Genomic DNA, 18379 nt, shown 5'->3' on the forward strand with positions numbered 1-18379 from the left:
GCTGTTTGTTTTGGGGAGCCACGAGCTCCCCATTTTGTTTTTGTCGAAAGCGAAAATTTTCACACTCTCAGTGCAACATTTTCTATCGCTCAGCGTTAGATTTTCTTGCTCGTTGATTGTCATCATCGTTTGTAAAGTGTTTGCGGAAATGGATGTAACGCACTAACGAGGATACCCGATGACACATCATTCATATTGGTTCAAGCAGGCAATTGAAGCTGAGCAACCAGAAACGCCACAACCGTTACAGCAGAACATTAATACTGACGTTGCGATTGTTGGTGGCGGATACACCGGACTTTGGACCGCGATTATGATTAAGCAGCAATCTCCGGCAAAACAGGTGGTTGTTATCGAAAAGGGCTTATGTGGCAGTGGTGCATCGGGCGCAAACGGCGGTTGTATGCTGACTTGGTCTACCAAGTTCCCGACATTGAAACGGTTATTCGGTGAAGAACATGCTGCTTGGTTAGTAAAAGAGTCGGAACAAGCAGTGCTAGAGATTGACGACTTTTGTCAGCAGCACAACATCGATGCGCAATTATCGTTAAAAGGGGTTTATTACACTGCAACCAATCCGGCTCAAACTGGGGGAATGCAGCCAGTTGTGGACGAGTTAAAGCGATTAGAAGTGAACAGTTGGCGTCGTTGCTCGGTGGAGGAACTGCGTGCCAATGCGGGATCGCCGCGCAATATAGAAGGCTTTCACTCTCCAGTTGCAGCCAGCGTTCAACCTGCTTTATTGGCGAGAGGATTAAGACGCGTCGCAATGGAGTTGGGTGTTGAAATCTATGAGAATACGCCGATGACGCGTTTAGATTATGGAAAACCTGCCACTGTCTGTACACCTAAAGGAAATGTTCAAGCGCAGCAGGTGGTGTTGGCATTGAACGCATGGATGGTGGAGCAGTTTAAACAGTTTAAAAACAGTATCGTGGTGGTCTCTTCCGACATGGTGATCACCAAGCCGCTTGGTGACGCACTACCTCAATCTGGTTGGCAGGTAGGTTCTAGTGTGTTGGATTCTCGTATTTTTGTGCACTATTACCGAGATACGCCAGATGGCCGTTTGATGTTGGGGAAAGGCGGCAATCAGTTTTCTTTCAATAACCAAGTTGACGTAATGTTTAACAAGCCAACACGCTACCAAGGTCTACTGCGTAAGTCGTTCGATAAGTTGTTTCCTCGTTTGAGAGGCGAGGAGTTTGCTTATTCATGGACGGGGGGCTCTGATCGTTCTGCTACTGGTTTCCCTTTTTTCGGCGAGCTAGATAAACAGAGCAATATCTTTTACGGATTTGGTTATTCAGGCAATGGTGTAGCGCAGACTCGCATGGGCGGAAAGATCCTATCTTCATTGATATTGGGAATCGATAACGAGTGGACGAACAGTGGTTTAGCCAAAGGACCGTTGGGGTGTTTCCCACCAGAACCGCTTCGCTGGACCGGGGCTATGATAGTGCGCAACGCGGTACGTCGAAAAGAGGAAGCAGAAGATAACGAGAAAACGCCGTTTATCTGGGATAAGCGGCTAGCAAAACTTGCAGGACCAGCAGGCAAAGCGGATAAGCTTGACTAAACTGAAGACTTTAGCCACAAACGAGACAGTTTGCAGTGAAAGTCATTGGGGCGCGATGAAGCCTTGTGTTAGCCTCTGTCTTTCAAGCTCAGATTTAAAAGGTGAGTCATAAAATGAAAGTATTCAGCAACTTCGATAGCGGCAGCATTCACGTAGTGAAAGCGGACGACAAAAACGACATCCAACTCAAAATTCCTAACGACAATATGTCGGAATTCTACCAGTGGTTCCACTTCCGTCTTGAGACAGAAGCTGAGCAATCGCACACCATCAAATTGCTTGATTTGGCTAAATCGGCTTATCCAGAAGGATGGCAAGGTTACGATGTGGTTGCGTCTTACGATCGTGAAGAATGGTTCCGAGTACCGGCAGAGTTCGATGGCGACACGCTGACTTTCACTGTAATCCCTGAGCGCAGTTCAATTTACTTCGCGTACTTTGCGCCATACACGTACGATCGCCATTTAGACTTGTTACACATGGCACAAAGCGCGCACCACTGCCAACTAGAGACGCTTGGTCATACGCTAGATGGCAATGACATGAGCTTGCTTACTTTCGGTGAGCCAGAAGAAGGCAAAAAGAAAATCTGGATGATTGCACGTCAGCACCCAGGTGAGACCATGGCGGAATGGTTCATGGAAGGTATGATCCAACGTCTGTTAGATGAAAACGACACGGTTGCGCGTGCATTGCTTGAAAAAGCGGTGCTTTACGTCGTACCAAATATGAACCCAGACGGTGGTATTCGCGGTCACTTGCGTACCAACGCAGTAGGTGTAAACCTAAATCGTGAATGGCAAACGCCATCAATGGAAAAGAGCCCAGAAGTCTACCTTGTGCGTCAGCGCATGCTGGAAACGGGTGTTGACATGTTTTTAGATATTCATGGCGATGAAGCGATTCCGTATAACTTCGTCGCTGGCTCAGAAGGTATTCCTTCTTACGATGAAAATCTTGCCGCTTTAGAGACATCATTTAAGCAAGCGTTACTGACTATTACGCCAGAGTTCCAAGATGAGATTGGTTACGATAAAGATGAGCCTGGTAAAGCGAATTTGACGGTCGGTTCAAATTGGGTTGCAGAGCAGTTCAAATGCTTGTCTTACACAATCGAAATGCCATTTAAAGATAACAACAATCACCCAGATCCACTTTACGGTTGGTCTCCTGAGCGTAGTGTCTTGTTTGGACAAGATGTATTAGCTGCAACGTTAACCGTAGCGGATAAAATTTAGCGCGACGAGTTAACGCTTTTTCATTATTTCGAAAACAGCTCATTTTAAATGAGCTGTTTTTTTGTGCTCTCCATATCCACGCTCCCCTGTAAAAATTTGTTGCCATTCACAAGCTTAAATGATGATTCTTAAATTTGAGAAAGTGGCTTTTTATGGTGATTTGCGTCACAGAAAGTTGGCTTCTTTGTGATATTCTCCGCAACGAATTGACTATGGCTAAACCAACGCAACGAACTTTATTTTTCGGTTGGGTATGCGGATGAAGCTCATGAATAGATGGTCTTGAGGTTACCTTTTTCCGTTTTACGTCATTGGCGTTTGAATATCATTTTTGATTCTTTCCTACGCTATTTAGCTATTTCTATTCGAAGAAAAGAGAAAGTTACGGCTTCATATTTTACGGCAGTATGCTGCCGCGGTGTGTTGCTTTGTGTACAAGAAAAAGGAAAAGAATAATGAAAAAAATCGCTATAGCAGTGGCTACTGTACTTGCTGGTGGTGTGATCTCAAACGTTGCACTTGCTGACACTTACATGGGCGGTAAAGTAGGTTACAACTCTCTAAACGATGCGTGTTACCTGAACGAACCTTGTGACGACGACAGTTTTGCAGCATCTATGCACTTAGGCTACAGCTTCAACAAGTACGTTGCAGCAGAGTATGGTGTTGATTACCTTGGTGACTTCACTGCAAACTTCAAAAAGCCTGGCCTAAACACCGTTGATGGTGATCTTTGGGCGTTGACGCTTGCTCCTAAATTTAACCTACCGCTAACGGATTCTTGGAATCTATTCGCGAAAGTTGGTGCTGCATACATGATGGCTGGTGACGAGAAAGATTTCGTACCAACTGGCTCTCTGGGTGCTGAATACCAAATCAACTACAACTGGAGCCTACGTGCTGAATACCAACGCTACCAAGATATGTCTGATGATGTAATTGAAGACATGGATTCAGATTTCTTCGGTATCGGTTTCAACTACAAGTTTGGTTCTGAGCCAGTCGTTCAAGAAAAAGCCGTTGAAGAGGTGGTAGAAGCACGTCCTGCAACACGCATTGTAGATCACGTTTACCCTGCTCAAACAACAGCGACAGTACAATTCGACTTAGAAAGTGCAGAAGTGAAAGACGCGTCGAACCTTTCTGGTACCGTTGATTTGATGAATACTTACCCACAAGCTCAAGTTGAGATCACGGGTTACAGCGATACGACAGGTTCTGCTGCTTACAACAAGCAACTCACAGAAAAACGTGCAAAAGCCGTTGCTGACGAGTTCCAAGCAAAAGGTATTGCGGCTGAGCGTATGACAGTGAAAGGCATGGGTGAAGCTAACCCAGTGGCAAGCAACGAGACACGTCAAGGTCGTCAAATGAACCGTCGTGTTGAAGTGGTTGTTCCTGCGTTTGAATACCAAACAACTGAAAAAGCAGAATAATTCCTGCTTAAGATAAAGTTCCAAAAGCCAGCGTGTATCACGCTGGCTTTTTTGATCCCGCTTAACAAACTAAGTAGTTGTGTAGAAACATAGTTATATCGGGACGCTTTGACATATGCTCAACATACGTAAACTCAGCACCTTCATCAATTTGTCATCACCAGTTCATAGCATGACAGCCAAGTGTTTGGGAGAATGATATGCAAAGTTTACCGCCGCTCAATTTGCTCCGAGCTTTTGAAGCCACGGCGCGACTACAGAGTTTTACAAAAGCCGCAGAGGAGCTAAATGTGACTCGTGCGGCCGTCAGCCAACAGGTGAAATCGCTAGAGTCACAGCTCAATGCGACGTTATTCGAGCGTAAGGGCACTCACCTTACGCTGACCTGCTCCGCACAAGAATACTGGCCTGTGGTTAATCATGTGCTTCAAACATTATCGACCACGACGCAGCATTTATTTACTCGTCCCAAGAATACGCAAGTTAACTTACATGTCGCTCACAGCTTTTGCTCTCAGTGGTTAATGCCAAGATTGGCTGATTTTCAGCGACAATTCCCAGACATTTTCTTTAAAGTCTCGACAACTGCTAATACAGTTCCAAACGCCAGTGCGATTGCGGATATCGAAATTATTAACGGAGATGGAGATTGGCAAGAGCAAGAAGCCATACGATTAACCCAAGAAAACTGGATTGTTGTCGCAAGCCCCGGCTTTATGCATTTAAACCCGATAAATGACCTCTCGCAGTTAGCTAAAACGCCTAAAATCTGTACTAGTGGTTATCATGAATCTTGGCAAGAGTGGCTTTCACACCAAGGTTACCAAGGGAAGGTGAGCAAAGTCGTCGCCGAGTTTGAACACTCATTGCTTGCTATTCATGCTGCGATTAATCAACTTGGCGTGTTGCTGGTAAGAGACTTTCTTGTTGAGGATGAGCTGCAACAGGGCGTATTAGTCCAGGCTGGAAATTGGCATATGCCAAGTTCTGGTGCACATTATATGATGGTTCGAGCATCCAAAAAATCATACGTAAACACCTTTGCTCAATGGTTAATACAGAGTCTTTAATGTTCGTTCAGCGAGTAAGTAGAGCGCATGTGTGGTTTGGCTATTATTAGCAGTAGCAAGTCATCAGTCTAGGACTGAGCGACATGCTTAATGACATCTAATAACCACTGATTTACCGGAGCTTGCTGTTGAGAGCGACGACAGCTCATCACGTAGCGAACATCAAGCTCTAGCCCAGCAGGAAGCGCGATACTCCGGCAACCCTTAGGAACATGTCCACTCATCGTTATGCCAAAATGATTCGTTTGCAGAAGCACTTTTTGAATCATCGCTGGATGCTCAATTTCCACTTTAGGTGTGGTTCTAAAACCCATATGTTTGAGCCTTTCCAACACTGGGTATCGGTAGTCGTTCCATCCCGGCGTTTTAAAAAGTATAAAAGGGTATTCTTCTAGTTCTTGGGAGTTTTGAGCGGGATGATCTTGTCGAACAAAAAATACCGCTTTTCCTCGCCCTAGTTCGGTCTGAACAATTGACTGTGGCAGATCTTCATCAAAGTAATGAATCGCAATGGCGTTTTCACCGTCAATTAATCGTTTTTTTGCTTCGCTACCCCAGCGCAAACATGAGAATTTTGCGTTTGGGGCGTACTTTAGTAACTCCAAGTAAAACTTGTCACCAAAGTACTCCCAAAACAATGTGTTAGCATAAATAGTGATTGAACCGTCAAAATGAGCTGGTGAAAAATGCTGTGGTTTGATGGAATCAATACTGTTGATTATTTGCTCAAAATGCGCAATATTCGCTTCCACAAAAGCTGTTGGTTCAAAGCCATTTTTGGTCTGAACGAATAGCGGATCATTGAGCTGAGTTTTCATCTTTGTCAGATTTTTGCTGATTGCTCCTGACGTTTTACCGAGTGATTCTGCGACTAACCGGACGTTACGTAACTCATACATCCGTTTTAATACCAAAATATTTTGAATATCCAGATTAACGCTCATACATTGTCTCGCTTGGCTTTTGTCGACAAATCATATCGCTGAATTTCTTAAGAAAAGACAACGCTCGGTCAATTTAAGTTGCTGCCTTATCCCTGATTTATTGAAGGTAACGATAAGTTATTCTTGGTTACACCAGTTTATTAGCATGGATTTCCATTTGGTAAATAATGGCTTTCCTCGTATGAGCGCGTTTCTGTTGTTACAGTTTTTCCACCGAAAGAAAGTTAGAACGATAATAGAGGTGATGTATGAAAAAACTAATCGCACTTGTTTTGATGATTTGCTCAACAAACGTAGCATTTGCTGGCGATGGGTCATACACGGGCACGATTGATATGACGATGGCAACGAAAAATCAGGTTGACGTAGAGCGTGCAGATTCTCAATTGACGCTGAAGGGTCGCAATGAAATGGCCTATGGCGGTGTAACAATCCATTCGGATGCTGCAACTCAAAAAATTGAACTTCGTGGTCGACGTGATTAATCGAATAGTTTCTTGTTAAGAAAATGCCGCGAAGAACGCGGCATTTCTATATGTAATATCATCAGATCACAATTACCAGATAAGCGTATGGTGAGAAGCTAAGCGCAATGACCACTTGCCATTATTCGCATGGCGGTGCCATATGAATGACAGCTAAGCCCCCCAAAGAGGTTTCACGGTATTTTTTATTCATATCTTTACCAGTCTGATACATGGTTTCGATAACTTTATCTAACGAAATTAAGCATTTACTTGTGCGCTTTAATGCCATACGCGATGCATTAATCGCTTTCATTGCTCCCATGGCATTTCTTTCAATACAAGGTACTTGAACCAAGCCGCCAATCGGGTCACAAGTCATACCCAATGAATGCTCCATCGCAATTTCCGCAGCAATACAAATCTGCTCGTTACTGCCCCCTCTTAGCGCTGTTAAGCCAGCGGCAGCCATGGATGAAGAAACCCCAACTTCTCCCTGACACCCCACTTCTGCACCAGAAATTGACGCGTTAGTTTTATATAAGATGCCGATAGCGCCGGCGACTGCGAGAAAGTCTTTTAGCTGTTTAACATCGAGCTCTTTGATGAAGCGATGGTAGTACATCAATACCGCCGGAATCACCCCTGCTGCGCCATTCGTTGGAGAAGTAACGACTTGCCCTCCTGCTGCATTTTCTTCACTAACCGCAAAGGCGAAGAGATTGATCCAATCCATGATCTCCATCGGATCGTTTTCAACTGCAGCGTTGGCTTCGAGCTTTTTCAAAAGGTTTGGTGCTCGACGAGTGACATTTAGACCACCTTCCAAAATCCCTTCCGTATCGAAGCCACGTTGCATGCAGAGCGACATCACTTTCCAAATTTGCTCTGCTCTTTGGTTAATTTCTTCGTCTGAGCGAAATGCGAGTTCGTTTTGGAGGATCATGCCTCCCAAGCTGAAACCGTTCGTCTCGGCTTTTTCCAGCATCTCATCTGCGGATGTAAACGGAAATGGTACTGCGACCTCATCTTGTTGCGTGCCGTTCTCTAGTTCGTCGGCGGTGGCGATGAATCCGCCCCCAATGGAGTAATAAATTTCAAACGCTACTTGATCTCCAGCAGCGTCTAATGCCGTAATCGTCATGCCATTTTCATGCAAGGGAAGGTTGTCGCTATGAAAGACGATGTCATGGTCGTAGCTAAACTCAATTTGGTGTGTACCGGCGAGCATGAGCGTATTATTGTCTATGGTATTTTGTAGCGCACTTTTGGCACTGCTCATTTTGATGGTATCAGGTTTATTTCCCATCAAACCAAGGACCGTGGCTCGGTCTGTATGGTGCCCTCGACCTGTCAGTGACAATGAGCCATAAAGGTCCACTTGCACCCGATGCACTTTCGCCATAGAGTCGCTAACTAGCTGAGTGAAATGGAATCCGGCAAGCATAGGACCATTAGTATGGGAGCTGGATGGCCCGACACCAATTTTAAATATATCGAAAATCGACAGCATAATTGACTTCCTTTAGCAGTGAACCTTTATAAAGGTCTCTAGAACAGTGTTGTTAACTAGATGTTAAAGCTTGTGGGTCGGGAGTGAAAGAAGATTTTTGTAACACTGCCAACTAAGCGCGAGATTTTAAAATGAAGTTAGACAACATCGTCATCGTTTTAGGTAAACGCCTCGTCAATAACAGGTTGACCTCTGAGGGCATAACAAGAGTCGAAGCTTTGTCTTGTAGGACTGCATCACTACCGACAGAGCGAACGGCGATTATTTTTTGTGGCGGAGTAACGCAAGGACAAAGTGTTTCTGAAGCAGAGGCGATGTACGCGTATTTTAGAACCCTAAACGCAGACTCTGTGAATCCGTTCCCTGAACGTCATATACTCTTAGAAACGGAGTCGTTGAACACGTTTCAAAACATGCGTTATGTTTCCCAAGTTTTGTGCAAAAGTGGGTTGTTCGAGTTATCGTCGGGGCATCCGGTTGAGGTTATCTTGCTGTCTAATGACTACCACCTCGAACGAATCATTGATATCCAGAATTTGATGGATGAGCAAGGCTTATTACGAGTACTTAAATCCGATTGCGAATCCATGGGGGTGACCCTCAATATTCCACTGGATATCAGCAAACATATTAGCGTGCCATACCCACATAAAGGGCTTATGGCGGAGACATTCTTGCTACTCGATGAACTCACAACCTACCGAGTTTATTTAGAAGGGATCAAGCATGGCGCATTTTTCCGAGATTTATCAATTGTCCGAAAAAAGCCACTGATGATCGCAAGAGATGCTATTCACAAATTGCTCTCTTTACCGCTCGATAAAGAGGCTTTGCAACATATTGAAGAAATGAAAAAGGCCGTCGAAATGACGGCCTTGGATGAATCTGTAGGTGCTGCGGAAAAGGCATTAAGTATCTTCCATCCGATACTGACGGCATTGAACCGTCGCTTTGACCCAGAGTCTATTCATTAAGCTCGCGTTTTGTGCGGACGGCGCTTAATGCGATCAAACAGTAGCAAAGCAGTTCTATACCTTCTTCTGAGATATTTTTAACATCACGGATGTAATTTTCGTCCATCACTTGTTGCCAAAAACTACCCATACCATACAAACGAGAGAAGACTAATAATAGCATTACAGCACCAACTAATAGCTTCATATGTGGCACCGTTAAAATGGTCGCCATTTCGTTCATGGTACCTTTACCACCTTGGTAAGCTTTGGCGCAAGCCAGTGCGGTGACAGCAAGTGCTGGGAAAACCCAAGAGCCATGATGAATCATGTCTGTCCAATAGTCCGTTTCGCGAATAATCAGTACTGCAAAAAATCCTGCAATCAAAATAGCCGCATGCTTTAGCTGAGGCTGTTGTTTCGATAAGCTGAAAAACGACCATGATGCAATAGCAAGCATCACAAGCTGGAGCGTTTCTGTAACGGAAAGCTCGCCAAGGCTTGATCCCAACACGACATAATCAAGACGAAGACTAAGGTTAACGAGAATACTTATAGCGACAATCATCAAGGCGTTTAAACTCGATTTATAAATAATGCGCTTTGATTTTTCAGTAACAACGTTGCTTGGGGCTGACTCGGCTTCTTTTACTATTTGTGTTTTCATCTTGCTCACCTGTCCCAGAAAATGTGGAAGAAATGTGAATTAGTGTGATCTGTGTTTGGAATTTTATTGTCCAAGTGGAAAGTTATGTCAGGGGGATGTCAAGAATAGAACACTGTTCGATATAGGGTCGATGTGCGGTAAAGTCAGAGATATGTAAAAACAACGTAAGAACACTTTGATAAATCAAATAAAAAAGGAGCCCAAAGGCTCCTAAGTGATAGAGGGAAGGTGACGTATCGACAAAAATAATTAGTAGTTGTCACCCTCATTTTCTTTGTGATTCTCGCGATAGTATTCCCATTGCTCGACGCGTTCATTGTCCGACAGCACACAGTAAGTGACACGTTCGCCGTTTTCCGACACGGTATCCAGCTCACCACCTTGCTGAACACAGTATACGGCTGCGGGATTTGCAACGGAGGTATACTCAGTTGATCGGGTCGCTCCCTTGTAAGTTGAACAACCAGCCAGTACCAATGTTGCAGCCATAGCCATCATTAAATTTGTCTTTTTCATTCTTTATCTCCGCATGGGGTGGGCGAGTATTGTATTGATTATAGGCAACTTTAAGAGATTATTGTCTTATCGATGTTAAAAGTAAGAGGGACGTATAAGAATTTAGATATTCTCATTTATTGCTGATTAGCACGTCACACTTCTGTTCTTGGCGTATTGTTGTGAAGGTCATATCAATCACTTCCTGACAAGCGCTCGAACGTACCTGGCCTACAACAATGATTTAAAGTGTGAAATTCGGTAATATGCGCACAAAACATTGACCGTGGTATTTTCGATGAGACATTTAAAATCGACCGTTCATCCAGACATAGAGCATTTGGATGACAAAATTGTTTTTCAGCGCAATGCAGCGCGAGCCATTGTACTTGATGGTGAAGATGTGCTGTTGCTCTATACAGAACGTTACCATGACTACACGCTACCAGGCGGTGGTATTGATGATGGTGAAGATGTCATTGCTGGATTAGTCCGTGAATTAGAGGAAGAAACGGGCGCCCAAAATATACATGGTATTAAGCCTTTCGGAATCTTTGAGGAGTTTCGTCCGTGGTACAAGGATGACGCTGACGTGATGCACATGGTGTCGTATTGTTATACATGTAAAATCGAACGTGAGCTAGGCGAAACGGCGTATGAAGATTACGAAGTTAAAAATGGAATGCGCCCGTTATGGATGAACATTCACGAAGCAATTGCACACAATGAAAAAACGATGGCAGAAAGCCCGAAAAAAGGCATGAGCATTGAGCGCGAAACGTTTTTGCTTCAGTTGATTTCTAAAGAATTACTATAAGCAGCTAGCTTGCATTATTACGACTTAGCTTCTGTTGGCTCTATTGTGGGCAAAGATTTTAGAGCAATAAAAAAGTCCGGACTCCCCCCCGGAACCCGGACTTATTCCAGACGCGCAAGCGAAGCGCCATCTTGATATGTTAGATTTGTTTCGAACTATGAAAACAATAGCTGTTTTACATTTAGTGTGTAAATAATTATTAGGTCTGACCATTGGTTTTCATGTTTTTTGCAAACGCAATGTGACGCATATCTACCCAATTGCCAAGCGCAATTGGGGCGCTTTTTAGTAAACCACTACTCTTTCTTATCTTTGAGATACCTTACCTCAACTTTTTTGCACACGTTTGCATAGAGATCACGAGTTTTCAAATTCGCCGAACAGGATCTTGTAATTTTACGTTTCTCTGACATTGGGCTCTGTCGTAGCTTTTATCACAAATTAACTAGCGGAGGCAGTCGGCTAAAGTCGACCAGCGGTTGTGAAATCATAGGAGTGTCTGGAGCAAACAAGAGTAAAGGTTGAAATGATGAGGATTGTAACTGACCGATATCTATCAACTTTTCCAATGCATAGAAGCGGCTGACGTATTGACGAGTCTCGTTAGGCAGCGTGAGTTGTTGGAAATCTCGACTTCCTGCTTGCTGAATAGCACGTGCAACGCGTCCTTCTCCGGCATTGTATGCAGCTAAGGTCAGAGCCATATTTTGATCGAATTTGTTGTATAAAAACGCCAGGTACTTGAGCGCGGCCGTTGTGCTGGCTTCTGTGTCAAAGCGATCGTCTTGTTTTGTATTTATCGTTAATCCGAATCGTTTCGCTGTGGTTGGTATCAATTGCCAAAGTCCGGCGGCGTTAGCATGAGAAACGGCTTTGGGATTGTAAGAAGACTCTAACATTGGCACTAAGGCTAGGCTATTTGGTAATGAGTGGTTTTGAAGCTGTTTGAAAATGTGGTTAATTACCGGTTTGGATGAATCGAGACGCTTGGCAATTTGTGGCTTATATGGGGCTAATACTTGATACTGCGTTTGAATATCGACAGCATTTGGTTTTGCCTGGCATGTGAATGGAAGGTAGGACAGAAAGGCAATAAAATAAAAAGGCCTACAGTACTCAGCCGAGATGGCGACTGAATCTGTAGGCAAGACGAACATCGTTTAGAACGATTTATCTTCATAAGTGTGTTGCACAGGTTGTTTGAGTTGACTGACCAACTCATGGAACGCCGCAGAGCTGTGGCCATTGCTCTGATTGTATTGTTGGCACTGACTTACCAACGTTTCCAATAGCGCCCATTGTTTTCTAGCTTGCATACCTATTTGGGCAGGCAAAGCGTTGAAAATTCGTTTTACGCTGGCGTCATTACACGCTAACCCCAGCGCTCGCATACACTGGCTTCTGTCATTGGCGGAGCGGCTGAGTTTATTGAGTATCGGCATTTGTTTCTGAACATTGTCGTTCAGTGCCTCTCCATCAAACTTTAAGTACAATACCTTTTGCTGCTGAAGCAAAGGAAGCAGTTGTTGATAAAGCTTAATATCCTCAGATATAGAGCGAACAAATTGTTGAATTCGCTGCGATACTGCGCTTGCCATGATGTCTTCCTAGCGTTTTATTACTCGTGACCTGTATGGAACTGCATGATTGCCTTGGATAGCACTTTTGTATCTAGGCTAAGTTCACCACGCGCTAATGCGTTGCGTACTTGTTCTACTTTTTCCATATCAACATCAGGTAGTGATGCCATTTCAGCTTGAGCGCGATCTATCGCTACGGTATTCGCTTGAAATGCAGGCTCGTGTACTTTGCTCTGTTCGACGACGTCGACAGGCTGTTTGCTTGCTTGCTGTAATTTTGTTTGTGGGACATGACCGCCCGCGACTTTGTCGATTTTCATGCTGTGGTCCTCATCATCATGTTCTAAATTAAGTAGGCGGTTAGAATGTGATAAACATTAAATATTTTTTTGTACTCGAAGTTCAGTGTTACTGACGAGAGCCAAAATTAAAAAATGTTACCCCGAGTCAAAAAATCAAAATTGAGTATGAACCTGGTTTAATCCAGTTACGACTGCTCTTATGACCTTGCCCGAACTTGGGTTTTCCACGTCAATTTGTTGCCCTTTCGCTCCATCTTCTAAGGCGACTCCTTTTGTGCTGGCACTAAATCCATTTTTGCTCGCAATGACTATGACTTCATTGCCTTTCTCGATTAGAGGTGGGGCCGACAAATTGGATGGATTAACCACTTGTCCAGCCCTCAAACGACGAGAGGTTTCTAAGCCTACTGCTTGCTCGGGGCGAGTATAAAAATCGTCTTGGCGAGAGATGGTTCGGGTTTCAAGCTTTATGTGTTTAGCCGTTACGACTTCATTTCGGCCAACCGTGGTTGTCGCGACCAAAACAGGCAGAGTCAGCGAAGACTTTATCGTAACGTTAATTCGCCATGGTGATGCGATATTGTCGCAGCTGACTGAGCGCTTGAGGTTACCGACTGGCAACGTGTTGTTGTCACGACCTGTGATAACTAAAGGCGATTGACATTCTGGCAAGTGATTGGCAGAACCGGGCACCCACATGTCGAAGTCCAGTTTGTACTCCCCCCACTGATTGGAGAGCGCTACGCGATCCACCTCTTGTTCGAAATCCGTTGCTACAACGGATTTTATCTCTTCAACGCTGAGGGTTTTGTCATTGGTGTTGGCGAATGCTTGTTCTGATGTCAAAGCGAGTAACGTCAGCATTATTGTTGAGGAAGTGGACACTTTCCTCTTGTTTTTAATGCTTTCCGAGAGCCGGAAGTTTGGCTTCCATCCTTGTTTGTAAGTCATTGATATATATAGCTATTTTTTATGGCACGTATCTTGTTTGTATGTTGGCGTATTCGAGCCAACTGTAAGGAAGATGCATGGCGATCACATTTGAAAATGCTTTAGGAGTACATCCAGAGGCACTTAATTTTCGCGTTCAGCGTACCAAAGTCCTCGCCAGTAACCTAGCAAATGTTGACACCCCTGGGTATTTGGCGAAAGACCTAAGTTTCACCACCGTAATGAACCAAGTAACGGCAGGTGGTGTGAACAAACCGGTGCCAAAGTTCCAGGTTCAGGCCCAATACTCGGTGCCTTACCAGAATAGCAAAAATGGCAACACCGTAGAGCTTGGTGTTGAACAAGCAAAATTCACGCAAAACAACATGGACTTTCAAACTAGCCTGACGTTTCTCAACATGAAATTTAATGGCTTAGCGAAAGCGATTGAGGGACGTTAATTATGTCATTCACTGATATTTACTCGATCACTGGTTCCGCGATGACAGCACAAACTGTGCGTCTTAATACGGTAGCCAGTAACTTAGCAAACGCAGATGCAGTATCTGCAAATCCAGAAGATGCTTATAAAGCGCTTAAGCCAGTATTTGCGACTGTGTACCAAAAAACGCAAATGACAACAGAAAATGGAGCTTATCCCAATGCAGAAGTTCGCATTGTTGACGTTGTTAAAAATGCTGGAGATGCAGAGAAGCGTTTTGAGCCGAACAACCCACTGGCTAATGATGAAGGTTATGTGTTTTACCCAGATATTGATGTAGTTGCTGAAATGGCAGACATGATGTCCGCAACACGCAGCTTCGAAACGAATGTTGAAGTATTAGCCAATGTAAAAAGTATGCAGCAAGGTCTGCTTAGATTAGGGCAGGGTAGCTAATGAGTATTGCACAATACACCCCTTTATCGTCTGACGCTCCAGTAAATACAAAAACAAAAGACAGCAACGGTATCTCACCAAACCCTAAAGACATGAACAGCGCTTCTTCATTGGAGAATGAGTTTATTTCTTTGATGGTGGCTCAAATTCAAAACCAAGACCCACTTAATCCCCTTGATGGTACGGAATACGTTGGTCAATTGGCTCAGTTCTCGCAGGTACAAAGTACCGAGAATATGTCTAAGACAATGCAACAGAGCATGGTGTTACTGGACAACATGCAAGTGCTATCAACAGCGGGCCTTGTTGGGCAAACGGTTTACGTCAATGCGGATGAATTTCAGCTTGGTGAAGACGTACAAAACGGAAAAATCGAACTCGCTCATAGCTCAAACCAAGTCACGTTAGTTGTTAAAGATGAATTTGGTCAATCAACTAAAGTGCCACTAGGTGCTCACGGCAAAGGTGACGTCGACTTTTCAATTAATCCTGAAGAACTTGGTCTTAAACCAGGCAAATACTCAGTGGCCGTAGAAGTGCAAGAAGGGCAAGCAAGTCCAAATGTGCTGATGGCAGGCACTGTTGAGCAAGTGCGCATTCCTAATACCGGTGGCGCAGCATTAGTCAATGTCCATGGCGTTGGCAACGTTCCTTTCTATCAAATCACTCAGTTTGGTGCTTAACCAAATACGGAAATCAGAGGTCTATTTATGAGTTTTAACATCGCACTAAGTGGTCTGGACGCGACCAACACAGAGCTAAACACAATCAGTCACAACATTGCCAACGCATCAACGTATGGTTTTAAAGGTGGCCGCACAGAATTCTCCGCTGTATATAACGGCATGCAACCTGGTGGTGTGGAAGTCGCGTCAATTTCACAGAACTTCGACAAAGACGGCAGTATCACAGGAACTGGCCGTGCGATGGACCTAGCTATTAATGGCGGTGGCTTTTTTGTTACTAAAGATAATATGGGTCAAATGTTGTACACACGTTCAGGTGTGTTCTCAACGGATAAGAACAACTTTGTTACGGCTAACAGCGGTGCAAAGCTTCAAGGTTACAGTGTCGATAGCAACAACAACCTAATGACAGGTTCTGTGGGTAATATTCAGGTATCGACTTCCTCACTGAATGCTAAAGCAACAGACAGCTTAGATTTTGTTGCGAACTTCGACGCAAGCGCGTCTGTTATTGATAAAGCCGTAACGCCATTCAATCCAAAAGATCCAAGCTCATTTAACTCGTCTTACACAACAAAAGTCTACGACTCACTGGGTAACTCGCACACGGTAACTCAGTACTTTACTAAGACTGCTTCTAACTCGTGGGAAGTGAACGTTCAAGTAGATGGCGGTACGACGCCAGTAGCAACTGTGCCTGTAACGTTTGGTAAAGACGGCTCGCTTTCAGCACCAACTGCGCCGTTTAATGTTTCATTCCCTGCTGCAGGCGCGAACGCGATGAGTGTAGACATTAACCTGAAAGGCAGCACGCAATTTGGTGCAGCTTTTGGCGTAAGTACTAATAGTCCTAACGGTTACACATCAGGTGAACTTGCAGGTGTACGCGTTGAAGGTAACGGCATGGTTTACGCGACTTACACTAACGGCCAATCACAGCTACAAGGTCAGGTTGTTCTTGCTGATTTTGCAAACACACAAGGCTTAGCGAAAGTGAGTGGAACATCATGGACTCAAAGCTTTAGCTCAGGTGCTCCAATTATGGGTGTTCCGGGTTCAGGTACGATGGGTGACCTAACTCCGGGTGCATTAGAAGGTTCTAACGTTGACTTAACCAGCGAGCTTGTTGCTCTAATGACTGCACAACGCAACTACCAAGCAAACGCAAAGACAATTTCTACCAGCGACAAGCTTACTCAAGCTTTGTTTAACGCGGTGTAATGGGAGTTTTGCATGGATAGTTTGTTATTTACGGCAACGTCGGGTGCCAGCCGAGTTCTTAAAGCGCAGCACGTTCGTTCAAACAACTTATCAAATGCTGATACTGCGGGTTTTCGAGCGGATATGGAGCGTGTGCGTAGTGTAGAGATGCAAGGCCCAGGTTTTGATGGTCGCACTATGGTTGTGACCAACTCTGCCTCAACACGTTTCGACGCTGGCGATATTGTGAAAACAGGACGTCCGTTGGACGTTGCGGTTATGGGGGAGGGATATCTCTCTGTAGAAACCCTAGCGGGTAACGAAGCTTACACCCGTGCAGGCAATATTCAGGTCGATACTTTTGGCGCTCTAACAATCAATGGGTTCCCTGTCCTCGGTGACAATGGTCCTTTGGTTGTGCCGGATTATCAAAAGATTGAAATCAGCGAGCGTGGTCAAGTCTCAGTGATCCCACCAGGTGGCGGCGCAGAAATTGTGGCAGGCACTTTGAAGTTGGTTAAACCGGAAATTAATCAACTGCAAAAAGAGAGTGATAGCTTGCTGCACAGCGTAGATGGCGTGCCATTCGCGGCAGATGAAACCGTGCAACTCTCTCCTGAGCACATTGAGGGCAGTAACGTATCTGCTATTGATGAATTGGTTAGTGTGATGTCGCTGACGCGCAACTTTGAAATGCAAGTTCGCATGATGAAAACGGCGGAAACTCTAGCAAAAGCTGGTAACAAATTAATGGCGGCGAGCTAAGTCTCGCCCCGCAAGGAGTAAAAAATGCATTCAGCATTATGGGTAAGTAAGACAGGCATGGCAGCGCAAGACACGAAGATGACTGCCATTTCTAACAACCTAGCAAACGTAAACACGGTTGGCTTTAAGCGTGACCGAGTCGTATTTGAAGATCTTTTCTACAGCATTCAGCGTCAACCAGGCGCACAAGTAGACCAAGTTAACGAACTACCAAGTGGTATTCAGCTAGGTAGCGGTGTTCGCGTTGTTGGCACACAAAAAGTGTTCACGCAAGGTAATACCCAAAACACAACGCAAGAGTTGGATCTTGCTGTAATGGGTCAGGGTTTCTTCCAAATAGAAAACTCGGACGGACAGATCATGTATACACGTAATGGTCAGTTCCATCGAAACTCAGAAGGCTTAATGGTGAACAGTCAGGGCCTGCCTTTAGAGCCTCAAATCCAGATCCCAGACAATGCGGTCTCTTTCTCTGTGGGTGTTGATGGCACAGTGACTACAACAACAGCAGACGATCCAACACCTCAGCAGCTTGGTCAAATTACACTTGCAAAATTCATCAATCCAGCCGGCTTAGAGGCCATGGGTGGCAACTTATTCCGTGAAACGGAAGCCAGCGGTCCAGCTGATGAGCTGATTGCAGGAGCTGATGGCGCCGGCATTATCAAGCAAGGTGCACTGGAAGGGTCAAACGTACAAGTAGTAGAAGAGATGGTCGACATGATCACCACTCAACGTGCGTATGAGATGAATGCGAAAGTGGTCTCTGCTGCAGATGACATGCTGAAGTTTGTTTCGCAATCAATGTAAGTATGAAATTGGTGATGATGAAGGAAAAAGCA

General features: G+C 44.6%; 21 protein-coding genes. 13 read left to right on the forward strand and 8 right to left on the reverse strand.

Features of this window, described 5'->3' with window-relative positions; translation table 11 throughout:
- Window positions 1–178 precede the first annotated feature (178 nt).
- From N646_RS18250 to N646_RS18265, 4 genes are all read left to right on the forward strand, one after another.
- Complete coding sequence (locus N646_RS18250; protein ID WP_017819759.1) at window positions 179–1579, forward strand: FAD-dependent oxidoreductase; 1401 nt, start codon at window positions 179–181, stop codon at window positions 1577–1579.
- 113 nt (window positions 1580–1692) lie between these two features.
- A complete protein-coding gene (locus N646_RS18255) occupies window positions 1693–2817 on the forward strand; it encodes a M14 family metallopeptidase (protein WP_017819760.1) in 1125 nt (374 codons plus the stop codon).
- 455 nt (window positions 2818–3272) lie between these two features.
- Window positions 3273–4253 carry an OmpA family protein gene (locus tag N646_RS18260; protein ID WP_005374035.1) on the forward strand — a complete coding sequence of 327 codons (981 nt, stop codon included), beginning with the start codon at window positions 3273–3275 and terminating at the stop codon, window positions 4251–4253.
- A 200-nt stretch (window positions 4254–4453) separates the two neighbouring features.
- Complete coding sequence (locus N646_RS18265) at window positions 4454–5323, forward strand: LysR substrate-binding domain-containing protein (RefSeq protein ID WP_017819761.1); 870 nt, start codon at window positions 4454–4456, stop codon at window positions 5321–5323.
- A 68-nt stretch (window positions 5324–5391) separates the two neighbouring features.
- On the opposite strand, the gene N646_RS18270 is transcribed toward N646_RS18265, so the two are convergent.
- Window positions 5392–6267 carry a LysR family transcriptional regulator gene (locus tag N646_RS18270; protein ID WP_017819762.1) on the reverse strand — a complete coding sequence of 292 codons (876 nt, stop codon included), beginning with the start codon at window positions 6265–6267 and terminating at the stop codon, window positions 5392–5394.
- Between the two features lie 248 nt (window positions 6268–6515).
- Between N646_RS18270 and N646_RS18275 the strand changes: the two genes are divergently transcribed.
- The gene (locus N646_RS18275; protein WP_017819763.1) at window positions 6516–6752 is read left to right on the forward strand and encodes a hypothetical protein; all 237 of its coding nucleotides are present in this window, start codon (window positions 6516–6518) and stop codon (window positions 6750–6752) included.
- Window positions 6753–6873: 121 nt separating this feature from the next.
- Here N646_RS18275 and N646_RS18280 read toward each other — a convergent pair whose 3' ends face one another.
- A complete protein-coding gene (locus N646_RS18280; protein WP_017819764.1) occupies window positions 6874–8244 on the reverse strand; it encodes an L-serine ammonia-lyase in 1371 nt (456 codons plus the stop codon).
- Between the two features lie 131 nt (window positions 8245–8375).
- Between N646_RS18280 and N646_RS18285 the strand changes: the two genes are divergently transcribed.
- Entirely contained in the window at window positions 8376–9218 is an 843-nt protein-coding gene (locus N646_RS18285; RefSeq protein ID WP_017819765.1) for a YdcF family protein, read from the forward strand.
- Here the strand turns inward: N646_RS18285 and N646_RS18290 are convergent.
- Window positions 9208–9864, reverse strand: a complete 657-nt coding sequence (locus N646_RS18290; RefSeq protein WP_005374025.1) for a hypothetical protein — start codon at window positions 9862–9864, stop codon at window positions 9208–9210. The genes N646_RS18285 and N646_RS18290 overlap by 11 nt on opposite strands.
- A 249-nt stretch (window positions 9865–10113) precedes the next feature.
- Window positions 10114–10380: a putative hemolysin gene (locus N646_RS18295; RefSeq protein WP_017819766.1), complete on the reverse strand. Its 267-nt coding sequence runs from the start codon at window positions 10378–10380 to the stop codon at window positions 10114–10116.
- Window positions 10381–10657: 277 nt separating this feature from the next.
- Between N646_RS18295 and N646_RS18300 the strand changes: the two genes are divergently transcribed.
- Window positions 10658–11176, forward strand: coding sequence for an NUDIX hydrolase (locus N646_RS18300; protein ID WP_017819767.1), 519 nt, complete (start codon window positions 10658–10660; stop codon window positions 11174–11176).
- Between the two features lie 434 nt (window positions 11177–11610).
- Here N646_RS18300 and N646_RS18305 read toward each other — a convergent pair whose 3' ends face one another.
- The 4 genes from N646_RS18305 to flgA all read right to left on the reverse strand — a co-directional run bounded on the left by N646_RS18305 (window position 11611) and on the right by flgA (window position 14009).
- Window positions 11611–12324, reverse strand: a complete 714-nt coding sequence (locus tag N646_RS18305; protein ID WP_021035917.1) for a lytic transglycosylase domain-containing protein — start codon at window positions 12322–12324, stop codon at window positions 11611–11613.
- Between the two features lie 12 nt (window positions 12325–12336).
- A complete protein-coding gene (gene flgN / locus N646_RS18310) occupies window positions 12337–12774 on the reverse strand; it encodes a flagellar export chaperone FlgN (RefSeq protein WP_005374018.1) in 438 nt (145 codons plus the stop codon).
- A 20-nt stretch (window positions 12775–12794) separates the two neighbouring features.
- Complete coding sequence (flgM, locus tag N646_RS18315) at window positions 12795–13076, reverse strand: flagellar biosynthesis anti-sigma factor FlgM (protein WP_005374016.1); 282 nt, start codon at window positions 13074–13076, stop codon at window positions 12795–12797.
- A gap of 135 nt (window positions 13077–13211) precedes the next feature.
- Entirely contained in the window at window positions 13212–14009 is a 798-nt protein-coding gene (gene flgA / locus N646_RS18320; protein ID WP_041170532.1) for a flagellar basal body P-ring formation chaperone FlgA, read from the reverse strand.
- 77 nt (window positions 14010–14086) lie between these two features.
- Between flgA and flgB the strand changes: the two genes are divergently transcribed.
- From flgB to flgG, 6 genes are read left to right on the forward strand one after another with little or no spacing between them, the layout of a single operon-like run.
- Window positions 14087–14449 (forward strand): flagellar basal body rod protein FlgB, encoded by a 363-nt coding sequence (gene flgB / locus N646_RS18325; RefSeq protein WP_005374013.1) that lies wholly within the window; start codon window positions 14087–14089, stop codon window positions 14447–14449.
- A 2-nt stretch (window positions 14450–14451) separates the two neighbouring features.
- Window positions 14452–14886: a flagellar basal body rod protein FlgC gene (flgC, locus tag N646_RS18330; RefSeq protein WP_005374012.1), complete on the forward strand. Its 435-nt coding sequence runs from the start codon at window positions 14452–14454 to the stop codon at window positions 14884–14886.
- Entirely contained in the window at window positions 14886–15569 is a 684-nt protein-coding gene (flgD, locus tag N646_RS18335; protein ID WP_017819768.1) for a flagellar hook assembly protein FlgD, read from the forward strand. The genes flgC and flgD overlap by 1 nt, the downstream gene beginning before the upstream one ends.
- 27 nt (window positions 15570–15596) lie before the next feature.
- Window positions 15597–16793, forward strand: a complete 1197-nt coding sequence (gene flgE / locus N646_RS18340) for a flagellar hook protein FlgE (protein WP_005374010.1) — start codon at window positions 15597–15599, stop codon at window positions 16791–16793.
- Between the two features lie 12 nt (window positions 16794–16805).
- Window positions 16806–17537 (forward strand): flagellar basal-body rod protein FlgF, encoded by a 732-nt coding sequence (gene flgF, locus N646_RS18345; protein WP_017819769.1) that lies wholly within the window; start codon window positions 16806–16808, stop codon window positions 17535–17537.
- 24 nt (window positions 17538–17561) lie between these two features.
- Window positions 17562–18347, forward strand: coding sequence for a flagellar basal-body rod protein FlgG (flgG, locus tag N646_RS18350; RefSeq protein ID WP_005374008.1), 786 nt, complete (start codon window positions 17562–17564; stop codon window positions 18345–18347).
- Window positions 18348–18379 lie beyond the last annotated feature (32 nt).

Source organism: Vibrio alginolyticus NBRC 15630 = ATCC 17749, from assembly GCF_000354175.2.
GTDB lineage: Bacteria > Pseudomonadota > Gammaproteobacteria > Enterobacterales > Vibrionaceae > Vibrio > Vibrio alginolyticus.